A 14,950-nucleotide genomic window follows, 5' to 3' on the forward strand; every position below is an offset into this window, starting at 1 on the left:
TTACCATCCTGGATTTTGTGTAAGTGAAGAACTGTTTCTTTGATAGAAATCTACCTGGTAAGTAGGTACGCAATCGAAATAGTTTCTATCAAGTACATTACCGTTGGTTGCATTGCGCACTGTTTGCGATACTTTCAAATAACCACTACCTGTAGTTGCGTTTGCAGCAGAGGTTATATTACCATTGATATCTGCAAGGATAAGCCCTTTGGTGGTAGCATTCTTTGTTACCCATGCGCCAAGATTCTTTTTAGGATATAATTCTGTATTTGCGTAGTTCAGTTTTCTCCAGCGTTTCAAATCGTGCAGGCGGAAACCTTCATACAGCAATTCCATTCTTCTTTCACGACGGATCTCCCAGATCAATGATGGTACCGTTTGATCCCTGTCTGCATCGTCATACACCGTTGTGCCTACAGCAGGCAGTCCACCGATGATCTTCATATCCGGAAGTCTTGATGCCGCTGCATAACCTGTTCTTTTTCTCAATGCATTGATGGTTATGTCGAGGTCGTTTTGTACGACTGTGTATTGCCCCATGTCTGCCAGCTCTGCTGCTGATTCGATATAGTTTAACATCACTTCTCCAAGTCGAATGATCGGTGCATCTGTTACGTTAAAACTTTGTACAGAGGTTGCATCGTTTTGCGTAGGTTCATCCAGGAACTTCCAGCATTTGTAACCTGTGGTTGAATAGCCGGTTTCAATGTATTGAAGATAATACCTGTCGGTGCGGAAAGTATTTGCCAAACGAAGATCCCTGTTTGCCAGTTGTGCCGCGGCGGTTTGATCGCCCTGGTACTGCGGGTTTACGCCATTCGTTGTTTTTATCGGCATGCCATTGGTGCACAAATAAGCATCTATTACGTCTTTTGGTGCGCCGAAACCCTGGATTGTGTTTGCGTTGTTGCCCGATTCAATCGCATGTGTTACCTCTCCGGTATTGTATCTGCGATAAAGGATCATCTCTTTGCTTACTGCGGCTGTAGCACTGATGTCGATGGTGCTGCAAAGTTTCTGATAGTTATCTGCAACTGAGTAGCGGCCGGAGCTGATCACTCTTGCGGCTGCATCTTTTGCGGCTTGTAAATAAACGGCTGCTTTTGTTTTATCATCGGCTGTTTTTGCCGGGTCATATTTAAGCTTGGTGCCTACATACAATAGCAGTCTCGACATGAATGCATCCACCACGTCTTTTGTGATCACCAACCCATTAGGGCCCGTAAGCGGATCAGTGAGTTTTACATTTTTAGAAGCGTAATTCAAATCTGCCAACACGCTGTCCATCACGAGTGTAGCAGGATCACGTGGTTTGAAAAGAGCCGGATCATTGTCTGTGAGAGGTTTGTTATAGAAGGGTACATCGCCGAAATCGAATACAAAGTTTGCATAGTCAAAGCCTCTGAAAAATCGTGCAATGCCGTTCCAGTGTTTGTATGTAGTGCTGTCGCTGAATGACATTTTCGATACGCGATCAATGAAAATATTATCCTTTCTTATTTTGCTGAAATAAGTATCCCAGCTACCACCGTTTACAGTAGGCTGAGCTGCAAACCCTGAAAGATTGATGTTGGTATAATCATCGTTCAACGTTTCGCGAACGGAATATGCGCCACCTAAATCATTTACACCAAAGCCGGGAAATCTGTCCGGGTAATAGCCCTGTGCAAAAGCTCTTACACTTGATTCAGAGGTCCAGAAATCCTCGTCCGTAAAGGATGCCAGCGGTTCCTGTACAAGAAAATCTTTTTTACAACCTGTAAGGGATATTGAGCCTGCCAATATGTATAGTAAGAATTTATTTTTCATGACAATGTTGAGTTTTGGTTTATAGATCTACCTGTAAGCCACAAGACCATGTTCTGAAATAAGGATATGTTCTTCCGAAACTTTTCGGATCAGTAAAGCCCTGTACAGAGTTTTGTTGAATCTCCGGATCGATTGACATTGTTAGCTTATCGATGGTGAACAGGTTCTCTCCACTTGCAAACACACGTGCCCTGGCGATACTGATTTTTTGCGTCAATGCTTTTGGCAATGTGTAACCAACAGTGATGTTCTTCATGCGCATGTAGGCCATGTTGAGCAAATAGCGTGTTTGTGGTTGCCAGTTAGCATTGTGATTGTTTGCGCCAGGATTGGAAGGCGCAGGATAGAATGCATTCAGGTTATCAGGCGTCCAGTAATCCATTTGATTTTGATACACTGCTTCTGCGATGGTGAAGGCAGGAACGAAAAGAGAACCGGTTCCCCAATAATCTCTTTTTCCTACACCCTGGAAATATGCACTCACATCAAAGCCCGCATAGTTCAATCCTAATCTCAATCCATACAGGTAGCGCGGTGTAGTGTTGCCAATCACATGCATGTCACCATGGTCAAGGTTGGTGCCTTTACCAAAGTCAACGGTACCGCTGCCATCTACGTCTTTATATTTTACATCGCCGGGACCAAAGTGAAATGCAGAGCTTGTGTTCAATGCATCCTGGTTAGGTGTTTTTGCATCGTAGTTCCATGTTGGGTTTGCCTGGCCGTTGTTGCCGTTGAAGTCTGCTGTAGTAAACAACCTGTCTGATGTGTAGCCCCAGATCTCTCCCATTGTTTTGCCCTGGTAATTAGGCACATCGTTTCCACCCGGCATGATGTTCACTTCTGTATTTGCAAACTTGGTGATCGTGCTTTTCGCATCAGAAATGTTACCACCAATGCTTATACCAAGCCCATTGGAAAATACTTTATCGTAAGAAATGGCAAGCTCCCATCCTTTTGTAACCATTTCACCAAAGTTGCGTTTAGATGCTGCAGACCCCAGTGAAGACGGCACTTCCACGCCTGTTGTCACCATTCCTTTTGTTGCGCGGTTGTACACGTCGAAGTCAACGGACAACGCATCGTGGAAAAATCTTGCATTCAATCCAAGGTCGGTTGTTTGCACTGTTTCCCATGTAAGAGAATTGGATACGTTATCATACACTTCCACTTTCGTAGGGTTTTGTCCCGCACCAACCCACCAGCCTGATGGGGATGCATTCATGCTGCGCAGGTATGAGTTCGATCCTATATCATTATTACCGATGGAACCCCATGAACCCCTGATCTTCAGGAATGACAATGGTGTTTTGTCTTTCACTCCTTCCATGAATTTTTCATTGGTAACAATATAGCCCGCGGAGAATGAAGGGAACGTACCCCATTTTTGTGTTGGCGGGAAATTAGAGGCACCGTCTCTCCTGATGTTTGCTTCCAGCAAATATTTTCCTTTGTAAGAATAGTTAAGACGACCAAAGTAACCAAGTGTTGACCAGTGTGTAGGATAGCCGTTCACTGTTTGTGTACCAGTTGTAAGATTCAATGTTGGCTTGGATGCCAGCATCAATCCTGTTGCAGACGAATATTGGAATTCAGAAATATAGTATTCTGCATCTACACCTGCCATTGCTTTAAAGCTGTGGCCATTCACATCTTTTACATAAGTAGTGTATGCTTTGCCTACATTTCTTTTTGTCCATACAGCATTCTCTCTTACGTAGTCTTCTGCCGGAAAATAGTTTGCGACAACTTTTGTAAGTGTGGCATCTGTCCAGCTGTCGATACCGGATATTGGTGAAGTAGCAATGTTGGAATGTGCGTTTTCAATAGAGTAAGTATAGTCAACATCAGCGGTCCATCCTTTCATGAAAGTAAGAGTGGCACCGGTTTGCAGGCGTGCCTGGTCAGTGCTCAGCGTATTCATGTGCGCTTGCTGCAATTCAGTAAGAATGTTTTTCATTGGCAGTCCGTTGAACGTGCCGTAAGGATATGTTTCAGGATAGCGATAAATATTGAACCAGTATTCATTGGCGCCTGCTGCTGCATTTGCCAGCCTGAAGTTTGGATATTTCTTTTTAGAAGTAAATGCCATCAACGACGCACGTGCAGTGAACCAGTTGTTCACTTTTGTTTCCACTCTTGCCGTACCGTTAAAGCGTGTGAACCTGTCGGGCTCCGGTGTTACTTTCACCAAACCTTTTTGATCCATGACACCAACGCTGGCGTAGTATGTTGTTTTACCGTCACCACCGGAAATAGAAAGGTTGTGTTTCATTTGCGGTGACGAGTTGTTTAAAAATACATTGTCCGCATCGAATGCGCGGTAGTAGTAAGTTTGACCCGCGCGACGCTCAAAGTCACGTCCTTCCACTAAGTCAGGACCAAGGTCCATGCCGCCGTACAACTTTTTCCATTGTCTCATGCGATCGATACTGATATCGTCATAGTATGCACCAAGAATGTTGAAGCTTGCAGTATTCGGAGCGGTTCTCCTGTATGCCTGCAGCATGAATTCCGCACCATCTGCGCCATCCGCGATCTTTGGTGTATTCATTGGAGATGACCATGCAAAATTGTTTTCATAGGAAATGCGGGCCTGTCCTTTCTTACCTTTTTTTGAAGTAAGTAAAATAACACCCCATGATGCGCGTGATCCATAAATAGAAGCGGCTGCCGCATCTTTAAGCACAGAGATCGACTCGATGTCTGAAGGGTTTACCATCATCATGTTTGCAATGGGTACGTTGTCCAGCAGTATCAATGGAGTAGCGTCTGCATTTACAGAGCCATTTATTCCACGAAGATGAATTTCCGGAGACTGTCCAAGATCGCCGCTGGACGTTGTTATCATAAGGCCGGGAGAAGCGCCTTGCAAGCCACGGGCCAGATCCGGCACAGGGCGTGAGTCTAAAGTTTTTTGCAGGTCAATAGTAGAAACAGCACCGGTGAGATCGGTTTTTTTCTGACTACCATATCCCACTACCACCACCTGGTCCAGTGAAGATGCGTTCTTCTTCAAAGTAATATTGATAGTGGTGTTGCTGCCCAGCACTACTTCCTGCGAAGCAAAGCTTACTGAACTAAACACAAGTGTTTGTCCGGTATTGGCCTTAATAGAATAACTACCACCGGCATCAGTATGTGTTCCTTGTTTGGAACCTTTGACGGTGATGGAAACTCCTGCGAGGGGCAGGGAGCCTTCATCCACAACTTTACCATTTACTGTTGCCTGTTGCCCCCACGTGTATATGTGGGCAAGGAATGTGCACAGCAATAGCAGGGTCATTCTTTTTTTCATATGTCATGTTAGTTTTTGATAGATTAAAGTCAATGAATCAAGCGTTAGAAAAATATGGCAATTATTAAACGTCTTTGTATGATGCATTTCAAATCATCGTGTTTTTTATTAATGCCCTACGGACAATTTTACCACCTTACTTATGTTCTATTGATATGTATGCCCTGACGGGCAAGCGGTTTCCCGTAGGGGAAAAACATACATAGAAAACAGAGCGATTGAATATTATTGTCCGTAGGACATTAATAAAAAACAATTTGCACTATGTTTTTGGTAATCGAATCGTGCTGCAGATGCACGATCTTTTATTTAGTAAACGGGTTTCTTTTCAGGATCGGGTTCTGCACCATATTCACCGCCACATTTGATCAGTATACCTTGTCCTGCTGTGAGCCAGATGCCGTCCTTATGTCGCGCCTGCACCAATTCACCATTCTCACCTACATTGACGGTCCAGATTTTTTCCTGGTCTATTTTTGTTTTGATATCAAACTTTGCAGAGCGTTCAAGACTAAGATTTACGACCATCACATATTTTGTTCCGGCTGAGCTTACAAATTCTCCTACCATCATTGGCGCATCTGTTTCTATTTTTTGCACCCAATTGCCAGGCAACACAGGCAACGAACTATCCGGGGCGGGTGATGTAAAATACAATCCTGTTGATGTAAGTTTTTTCATGACAGGACCGAGCACGCTCAATTGCCTGTTCACTTCCTGCAGGTACCTCCAGGTTAATGTCTTGTTCTCATTTTTATCTATTGGATTGTAACCGTATGCCTGTCCATGATAAGTGTACCATCTTATTCCACCTGCACCTGCTGCCAATGTGGTGTATGCCTGGAATGCAAGGTTAGCGGGTGAAGGAATAGTGGTGAAAGGTCGTATCTGGTTGGCGGAAACCACGTTCACAAAAGGAAGGTTATATTTCAAAGCGATGCGACGCATTTCAACAAGGTTGGTATAATAACTTGCTGCTCTTGTTTTGTTGACCATGTCCATCGACATTTCTACCATGTAGTTGTCATAGCTCATGATCTGCGGCTTTACTTCGTTCACAAATTTCTCAAGATATTCTGTGTACGTTTTTGTGCCGAGTTGCGATTTGATTTGATCGAGTTCCCAAATGGTGGCGTAGTTAGGGTAAAGATTGATGGCCGCTAATTTTCCGGGTGCATATTTTTTTACGGCTGCCACTGCTTTTGCAAGCTGCGGGAAAGCGAGTGCTGACGGCTCATCGCAAATATGATAACCAATGATGGATTTGCTTTTGCCAGCTTTCTTCACCATGTTTTTTATGTAAGCATCGATCTCTTCGTCAGACATCTTCATCCACTCCTTTCCCGTTAAATGCGGCCCTTCGGAAACGATGACTGACAGACCAAGTTTTTCGCAAAGCGAATAGTTCTGCGGATCGGCGGCGTCAGCAATTGTGAAGTTGCATTCGGCCATGCCTTTCAAACCTTTGTCGTGGTCAACAAATTTATTGTGGTGATAATCTCTTCCGATAAGGAAAGCATCGGTGGCAAATTTTTGTGATTTGGTTTTTCCGATACCCAATTCGTCAACACTATTATTTGCACTTACGTTCTCAATATTTGTTTGCTGTGCAAATGAAGTAGCAGAGAATGTGATCGCGGCTACCAACAAATAGTGTTTACAATTGATCAACCTTCCGGTGAAAGTCCTTTTCATAGCGTAATACATTTAAGCAGATCGTTAGTTTAACTTTAAAGACAACCAAAAATAATTTGAGAGATTAGAAATTTCTTCAACTATTGTTTGGAATAGTAATACTATTTTTCAGAAGACAGGTTTGTAAGAAAATACTATAAGGATAAGAGTGGAAGTTAATTAATGACGGTATACCGGCCAACGAATACCTGACCGTCGGTATAATAAATCCGATCCGGTTAGCGCTTGCTCTAAATGGTGCTAATAACAGATTTTACGGTCTCTTGCAATAATGCTCCACGATGCTGCAACAGCAGCATTTTCAATCACTACGGCGTTTCTATACAATGCAACTGTAGGACACACATGCATAGGCAATGCATATAGCAAATCACCGATCTTCCAGGAGTGTGCACCGTTTGTTTTCAGTACAAGATGTTCCTCACTTTGCCCAACCGGCGTTAGCTCCGGTGCATTGAGAAAAGAAAAACGGTTGGCCAGCATATTTTCGGCAGCAATGGCTTTATGCCCCATATCTACACATATCAGCCCTTCAGCGGGCAGCGACACTACTCTTGTGATGACCAGTGCAGCCGTAAGAAATTTTTGTTCGGGCAAGCCATCGGTGTATCCTTTATCCCAAAAAATAAATGTTCCGGGACTGCATTCTACATCCTGTTCGTTTGCATATACGGGAAACGAAGGTGAACCACCACCTATCAGTTGCAAATTTCCTTTGTGGCCACTATCTGTAATCGCGGTTTTTAATTGTCGTACAGACGATAAAATTTCATTGCACTCGCTACGGCGCTTTTCAAGATCAATCTCTTTTATGTGACCGTCATAAAAATGCAGGCCGGCAAATGATATTCCTTTAAGAGATGTAATATGCCTGTAAAGGTCGATTGCTTCATTTCCCGGTGAAATACCTGTTCTGTTCATTCCCACATTCAAATCAATGAATACAGGAATCACTATGTTTTCGCTGATCGCTGCGTAGGAAATAGTCTCTGCAATGGTTCTATCATCAACAAGGCACGAGTATTTAGTCGCGGGATAATTTTTAACCAGGGAAATAAACCGCTGCAACTTCGGTCCTACTGGCTGATAGGCAAGCAACACATCAGGCGCTTGCACCATTCCCAGCATTTCCGCTTCTGCAATGGTAGCGCACTTGAATTTCGTGATACCCTCATCCATCATCATCTGCGTCGCTTCTTTTGTCTTGTGTGTTTTTACGTGCGGACGCAAGCGCGAAGGATCGCCGATCATTTGTGTCAGCAGCTTCACATTTTCTCTCATCCTGTCCGCATAAAAGATCAAGGCAGGTGAATCTATCGTGCTACTGTCCGCAATATTGAACCAGTTTTTTGTTGTCATGGCGCGTCGATTTGCATCAATTAGTCAAACAGCCCGGATTTTTTAACATTTAATGTCCTACGCCCGCCCGTGCCGGATCGGACGGGGACAATGTAGAAAGTCTTGTCGGTCTTTCTATTCATATTGATGCCCTACGGGCAAATTCACTTTTCCATAGGGTAACAATATCAATAGAAATGCGACAAATGCCCGCTATTGCCCATGGGGCATTAACATCTCATCACGCCCAGGCATTACGCAGAAACCTGATCCAATTTTTGTGAAATATATTTTCTACATCCTCTTGCGTGTATCCACGTTTGAAAAGCAAAGACTCATATTTCTGCAGATCTGCGATGCTGTTCATGTCCCAGGGCGATTGTTCGGTACCAAAGATACCATCAAGATCGCTGCCAATTGCAATGTGATAACTGTTGCCGGCTATCTGGCAAATATGATCCCAGTGATCAATCAGTTTTTCAAGTTTAATATCCAGTTGCCATGGATCAGAAACAGTATCGATGAAACGGATGTCCATTGCCCAGCAATCAAGCATGCCACCTATTACTGCGCCATGATCGAGTAGTTGTTTTATCTGATCATCTGTAAGCTGTCTTTGTGTAGGCACAAGGCTGCGCACATTGTGATGGCTCGCCCATACAGGGCCCCGATACGTTTTCATGGCTTCGTCAAAGCCATCATCGGTAAGATGTGTAACGTCGAGGATAATATTCAGCTTGCTCATTTCTTTAAGCAAATCTTTTCCCAACGGCTTGATGCTGCCTTGCGTTTTGGTACCCGGCGCATATCGCCCCGGTCCAAAGTGTGAGAGCCCCACGGCCCTTAATCCATATTCATAAGCTCTTTGTAAATACGATATGTCAACGAGAGAATCAGCGCCTTCGAGGCTTAGAATATATCCCACTGGTTTCTTTTCATCATCAATATTCTCATCGTTCCACAAAGCGAGATGCGCGTCCAGTTGCCTGGTGTTTGTGATCTGCACCATCTCGCCCATTGCTTCCATTTCCCTGTACCAGGCAAGCTGCGCCTGCGTCATGGCCCAGGCCTGCTGCGGAGAGTGCCACCCCGGCAGCGAGCTGCCACTCGCTGTTACCCGGGAAATTTGTGTGGCTACTACCAATCCGATCTTACCTTTTCTCAGTTCCGGCAGGCACACGGTACCGCGTCCTCTGTCGGGTTTATCTTTCATATGCATTTCCCTTTCTCTTATTTCATGCAGCGGACGCGTAAGATCGCGGTTCCACTCAATGGCATTCATTGCGAGATCAAGGTGTGCATCGAATATCAAAGTCTTTTTCATTGCTGTTTAACCTCTCCCCAACCCCTCTCCAAAGGAGAGGGGCTAGCCTCCGCTGTTGTGGGGAATTTTTTAATTATTCGAACAATACTGATTTAGCCATTTTCTCCAAACGGATATTTTCGAATGATGTGTTGCACCTCGTGACTAAACTTCCCTGCAATTTCTTTCCACTTCTCCACTACATTCTTATCATATTCATAGAAGCCGAAACCGTTCTCCATTCCCAAGCCTCCCTGGCCCATTATCTCCTGAAAAAATGCAGGTGCTTTTGATGATCGCGACAATTCACGATTAAGATCTTTCATCACCAGTCCATACGCATACGTGCCCATGAGGTCCATATACCTGAAATTGCCTGCAAACGGCAGATAATAACCTGCATCATTTCTGCATGCACGATCCACATCTTCTATGGATGCGTAGCCATTGTGAACAAGATAAAAAGCCTCGCGGGCCATCGCATATAACATTTTGGCGCGCACGCTCACCTCACCCCAAATCAGATAAGGGTCCTTGTTCCAATGTTTTTTTGCAATGTTGAGCAAGTTAGCGGTCAACACTTTATTGGTAAGGTCGTTGGTAATAATCTCAAGGAAACGCGTCGTGTGTGCGGGTTCTGTCCAGTTCAACCCCATCAGCCGTTCGGGTTGGCTGCAGTCTTTCTGCAACTCTTGCAAGGCAATGCTTTCCATGTTTATGGCGATGATGGCTTCTTCACCAACCATTCTTTCTAGGGCACAGATGGCTGTCTTTTTTTCAGATACATCTTCACCGGTAATAATGATTGCTACACCATATTTTTTGTCGTCACAAGGTTTTGCCTTTATCATCAACCTGTCTGTTGCGATCCTCTGGCCCGTTGCCTTATATGCGTCGTTGCAATGTTGCTGTATACAATCCGCGGCCTGTTCGTCTTCTGTTATCATAGTCACCCAACATCCCGCCTGCAACATACAAACAGCTATACTGTGCGATAATTTTCCTTTTCCCCAAATCAACACTGGCAAGCGCTCATAGTATTTATCCATATAAGTTATCATAGTTTTAAACAAGCTGCACCGCTGCTAATAACCCGCATCGAACCAGGCAACTTGTTGGAACCAAAACTAATTTCAACAACTATTTTTCTCTCTAACTTTTATATGGATTTATGATACTATTTTTCAAAGAGGCTCAAGATTGTTCAACGGCAATTACCCGGTGTTCTACGCTCAGCATCTTGTCTAAATTTAGATTGCCCATGCTATTCGACATGTTCCGCCGGACCTGTCGATTAAAAGATAACATGGGAATTTACAACTCCTCAATCGACCGATCATTTTACAGGATTAATATCCATTTAATCTATCGTTCGAGATGTCCTGCGGAACATCTCGAAGAGGACTGAGGAATTTATTAACATCTGCTAAGAAGGCAAACAAAAAAAGAGGCTCGCACTCTTGCAGCCATTTGGAAAAAGGCACTGAAGCTCATTTGATTAAATTACTCAATGTTGTTAAGAATGAGATTCCCGTAGAGTATGAAATATTTATTGTACAACATGGGTTATCGAAGGCAAATGCGCCCACTGACATTCTAACCTTGCCTGGAGTTACAGAAACGTATACTAAAGAATTTGCAGATATTAACCTTAATGTAATTGCCAGTGCATAAATAAATATTAAGAGCTCGTCTCAAAATTAATTGAGACGGCTTCATTTCGGTTATCATCTTTGCATGACACTAATCCTTTTCAATGTTTTATCTTTACATCATAAATTACCCGTATGGACGGAGGAATGCAAAAATCAAAAGATCCGCTACATGGCCTAACGCTGGAAATGATTGTAAAACATTTAGAGGCAAGCTACGGATGGGAAGAGCTGGGGAAACATGTTGCCATCAATTGTTTTACCAGTAATCCCTCTGTACAATCGAGTCTGAAGTTTCTACGAAAAACGCCTTGGGCTCGTACCAAAGTAGAGAATTTTTATAAGTACGCTTTGCGACATAACAAATTGAAGTAACCGTGCACATACCGCCTGCCTACTATTGCTCATCCTCGCAATATTTTGGGCCACGGATTCGGGTCCACCGCCTGAACAAAGGGAATCAGCAATCAATTTTGAAATCTATGATCACTTTTCAATTCGTCAGAGCCTGCAACGGAAAGCAATAAACGACTTCGATTTTAATTTTGCAAAAAATACTTTGAGGAAACAAACTTGGTGTAGAAATTCCGATTATTCGGAAAATAATTTGATGAGTATAAAAAAAGGCACCGATTACATCAGTGCCTTTTAAGATTCGATTATAACAGCCGCATAACATAACTGTAAGAATACTTTTTATCGAGTAGCCTGTATTCAGCGTGTGGAAGTGCACCCCAGCTGTCATCCCCGCCGAGGCCACGCTGAGCAAGATCGATGTTGACAAACACCCTCTTCTGTGGTTCAAGATCGGTAGGGTGTTGTTGCTTCTTCGTCATGCCCGGATCAAGGCTCTCTGTGGAATGATTGATGGCGCTGAAACAAATAGGCTGCATTCCTTCTACCATTAATCCTTTACCCTGGTTATTTGTTAAAGTAAACCAGCGAACATCAGTTTTATAACCGCTCTCCTGCGGCCTGATGTACCCTGCATAATATTGGTTATCTACTTTGTCCTTGTATAATCCAACAAATGCAGATAGTTTGCGATCGCTATAATTTTCCCACGGTCCACGACCATAAAAATCGAGGTTCTCATATTCGTGACCAAGCTGCGTGCGCATGCCGAATCTTGGTAATTCCGGCAATTCTCTTCCCGTCATGTCCATAGACGCGGTTACTTTAATGCTGCCATCGTTTTGTACAAAATATTCCACAACATACGGAACGGCGATTGATGTAAGCTCGTAGCTAACTTTTATCGAAAGACCGTTTGATTGTTGATCACCTACTTCTACAGATTTAATTGTTCTGCCTTCCTGCGCAGTGCGCCACACACCCAGTCTTTCAGGCATTCTGTTTCCGAAGTCATTGTCTGTTGGCGCTCTCCAGAAGTACGGCTCAGGCAATCCCCACAACTGCATACCATCTGCGCGTTTATAGTTTCTGAAGGTGCCTTGCTTTGTGTCAAATTCACCGCTTACATTTCCCGATACAAAACTGATCTTGTTATCGCCTTTGGTGATTTGCAATTTGCCTTCAACAGTGTTGTTCTTCGCAAAGTATTCATTGCTTAACTGAAGCTGCTCTCTTGCTATTTCATGACCGGCACTCAATATTTCAGTAGCCTTTTTTGTGTAAGCAAATATGTTTATATAGTATTCTATGCCAGGTGCAGACTGCAACACAGGCAATGAAAGTTGAACATCTTTTTGCTGATGTGGCTGCAGATCGAGTTTGAAAGCAGACTCATTAATTTTCTCACCGTTGCGATACAGTTCCCATTTGAAATCGTACTGATTAAGATTGGTAAAATCAAACAAGTTGTACACGGTGATAATCCCTTTCGAGATATCCTTATTGTTGAAGTACACATTCTGGTAAAACTTTTTGATGTCATAGATCCCGGGATCAGGGGTTCTGTCAGAAGACACGATTCCATCTGCACAACCGTTTTCATCATTCTGCATTTCAAAGCCGCCAAGGTCGCCACCATAAGCCCAGAAAGTTCTGCCGGTTGCGTCTTTCGTTTTAATGCCCTGATCAACCCAGTCCCAGATAAAGCCTCCCTGCATGTTATTTGCATTCATTATAATGTCCCAGTACTCCTTGAAGTTACCGTTGCTATTGCCCATCGCGTGTGCGTATTCACACATGATGTAAGGTCTCCTTTTATCAGGGTTCGATGCGTAATTTTTCATGTTGCGAATGCTCGGATACATTGGGCACACTATGTCTGTGTTCCAGTCTTCGCCCGCTTGCTCAAACTGTACTGGTCTCGATTTATCACGTCCTTTTATCCATGTATACGCATCATGAAATACGGGACCATTGCCACACTCATTACCCAATGACCAAATGATGATACTCGGATGGTTCTTATCTCTTTCTACCATTCTTTTTTCTCTGTCCATGTGTGCCGGAGCCCATTCAGGTAAATACGCAGGATGTTTGGATTTGTCGAACCATGCCTGGAACTCAGCTCCCATTGCATGACTTTCTATGTTTGCTTCATCCACTAAATAGATGCCGTACTTGTCGCATAGTTTATACCAGTAAGGATCGTTTGGATAGTGTGAGCAACGAACTGCATTGATGTTGTATTGCTTCATCAACTGAATGTCTTTTAACATCAACTCTTTTGACGGCACGTGTCCGTTCACATCATCGTGTTCGTGGCGGTTAACACCGTGAACATAAGTAGCCACGCCATTTACAAGCAGGCGCGAGTTTTTAATTTCGATTTTTCTAAATCCTGTTTTCGCGCCCACATATGAAACAGCTGCATCTTTATCGTTTTTCAAGGTAATGATGCAATCATACAAGTCAGGCGATTCAGCGGTCCACTTCTTTGGATTTTTTATTGTTCCGCTGAATGCTATTGTTTGCAGACTATCACCTGTTGGAACAAATTTCTTTTCCTGCGAAAATATTTTCTTGCCTGCATTGTCAATGATATCAATTGACACACTACCATTCTTTACTGTGCTGTTTGTAAATTGACGCAGTGTAACATCTGCATCAAACACGCCGTTCACATATTTTGCATCGAGATCGCTTTTAAGGTAAAAATCCCACAAGGTTGTTTTTGGCAAAGCGTACACAAACACATCTCTTTCAATACCGGTCAATCGCCAGAAATCCTGGTCCTCGAGATAGCTACCATCGTGCCAGCGAAATATTTGTACGGCCAATAAATTTTTACCTGGTTTCAGAAAACGTGTGATGTTAAACTCCGCCGGTGTTTTGGCCGCTTTGCTCATGCCCACTTGCTGCCCATTCACATATACAAATGCACAACCGGTGATTGATCCAAAGTGTAACAATATTTCCTTTCCATCCCAATTAGCAGGCACTTCAAATTCTTTTCTAAAAGTACCAACGGGATTGTTGTCGCCGCCATAAGGAGGTCTCTTGGGGAAAGGATAAGTAATGTTTGTATAGATAGGAACGCCAAAGCCTTGCAGTTCCCAATTTGAAGGCACTTTGATATCACTCCATGAAGCAGTGTTCAGGTCTGTTTTGTAAAAATCTTTGATCCTGTCTGCATACTTGTCCACATAAGTAAATTTCCACGTACCATTCAACGATTGATAAGAAGCCGATTTGCTGTAATCATCTGCTATCACATCTTTTTCATTATCAAACAACATAAATGTTGCATGTGGTTGTTCTTTGTTTCGTTCATACAATTGTGGATTTTCCCAATCGTTTTTTTCCTGCTGCGCAAATGCAATGGCAGAAAGCGATAAACATGCTGCCAGCATATTCATTCTAAGGAATCTCGTTCTGTCTTTCATGTCGGGCGTTATTAAATTATTATTCAGTTGTTGTTTTATTGTAGGTTGTGCGTTGAGT

General features: G+C 43.3%; 8 protein-coding genes. 1 reads left to right on the forward strand and 7 read right to left on the reverse strand.

All coding sequences use genetic code 11. The features are described from left to right. The 6 genes from KTO63_RS17700 to KTO63_RS17725 all read right to left on the reverse strand — a co-directional run bounded on the left by KTO63_RS17700 (nt 1) and on the right by KTO63_RS17725 (nt 10,492). The gene (locus KTO63_RS17700) at nt 1–1,809 is read right to left on the reverse strand and encodes a RagB/SusD family nutrient uptake outer membrane protein (RefSeq protein WP_217792835.1); all 1,809 of its coding nucleotides are present in this window, start codon (nt 1,807–1,809) and stop codon (nt 1–3) included. 19 nt (nt 1,810–1,828) lie between these two features. Next, a complete protein-coding gene (locus KTO63_RS17705) occupies nt 1,829–5,107 on the reverse strand; it encodes a SusC/RagA family TonB-linked outer membrane protein (RefSeq protein ID WP_217792836.1) in 3,279 nt (1,092 codons plus the stop codon). A gap of 309 nt (nt 5,108–5,416) precedes the next feature. Beyond that, the gene (locus tag KTO63_RS17710) at nt 5,417–6,802 is read right to left on the reverse strand and encodes a hypothetical protein (RefSeq protein WP_217792837.1); all 1,386 of its coding nucleotides are present in this window, start codon (nt 6,800–6,802) and stop codon (nt 5,417–5,419) included. Between the two features lie 240 nt (nt 6,803–7,042). After that, nucleotides 7,043–8,161, reverse strand: coding sequence for a D-TA family PLP-dependent enzyme (locus tag KTO63_RS17715; protein WP_217792838.1), 1,119 nt, complete (start codon nt 8,159–8,161; stop codon nt 7,043–7,045). Nucleotides 8,162–8,381: 220 nt separating this feature from the next. Then, nucleotides 8,382–9,464: a dipeptidase gene (locus KTO63_RS17720; protein WP_217792839.1), complete on the reverse strand. Its 1,083-nt coding sequence runs from the start codon at nt 9,462–9,464 to the stop codon at nt 8,382–8,384. A gap of 92 nt (nt 9,465–9,556) precedes the next feature. Continuing rightward, complete coding sequence (locus KTO63_RS17725) at nt 9,557–10,492, reverse strand: 3-hydroxyacyl-CoA dehydrogenase NAD-binding domain-containing protein (protein ID WP_217792840.1); 936 nt, start codon at nt 10,490–10,492, stop codon at nt 9,557–9,559. A gap of 738 nt (nt 10,493–11,230) precedes the next feature. Between KTO63_RS17725 and KTO63_RS17730 the strand changes: the two genes are divergently transcribed. Next, a complete protein-coding gene (locus KTO63_RS17730) occupies nt 11,231–11,470 on the forward strand; it encodes a VF530 family protein (protein WP_217792842.1) in 240 nt (79 codons plus the stop codon). A gap of 284 nt (nt 11,471–11,754) precedes the next feature. On the opposite strand, the gene KTO63_RS17735 is transcribed toward KTO63_RS17730, so the two are convergent. After that, nucleotides 11,755–14,892 (reverse strand): glycoside hydrolase family 2 TIM barrel-domain containing protein, encoded by a 3,138-nt coding sequence (locus KTO63_RS17735; protein ID WP_217792844.1) that lies wholly within the window; start codon nt 14,890–14,892, stop codon nt 11,755–11,757. Between the last annotated feature and the right edge of the window lie 58 nt (nt 14,893–14,950).

It is taken from the genome of Pinibacter aurantiacus (assembly GCF_019130065.1).
GTDB classification, from domain to species: Bacteria; Bacteroidota; Bacteroidia; order Chitinophagales; family Chitinophagaceae; genus Pinibacter; species Pinibacter aurantiacus.

Excerpts from the sequence above, each read along its gene's own strand:
- KTO63_RS17700 (WP_217792835.1), bottom strand. The coding sequence starts at position 1,809 with ATGAAAAATAAATTCTTACTATACATATTGGCAGGCTCAATATCCCTT.
- KTO63_RS17705 (WP_217792836.1), bottom strand. The coding sequence starts at position 5,107 with ATGAAAAAAAGAATGACCCTGCTATTGCTGTGCACATTCCTTGCCCAC.
- KTO63_RS17710 (WP_217792837.1), bottom strand. The coding sequence starts at position 6,802 with ATGAAAAGGACTTTCACCGGAAGGTTGATCAATTGTAAACACTATTTG.
- KTO63_RS17715 (WP_217792838.1), bottom strand. The coding sequence starts at position 8,161 with ATGACAACAAAAAACTGGTTCAATATTGCGGACAGTAGCACGATAGAT.
- KTO63_RS17720 (WP_217792839.1), bottom strand. The coding sequence starts at position 9,464 with ATGAAAAAGACTTTGATATTCGATGCACACCTTGATCTCGCAATGAAT.
- KTO63_RS17725 (WP_217792840.1), bottom strand. The coding sequence starts at position 10,492 with ATGGATAAATACTATGAGCGCTTGCCAGTGTTGATTTGGGGAAAAGGA.
- KTO63_RS17730 (WP_217792842.1), top strand. The coding sequence starts at position 11,231 with ATGGACGGAGGAATGCAAAAATCAAAAGATCCGCTACATGGCCTAACG.
- KTO63_RS17735 (WP_217792844.1), bottom strand. The coding sequence starts at position 14,892 with ATGAAAGACAGAACGAGATTCCTTAGAATGAATATGCTGGCAGCATGT.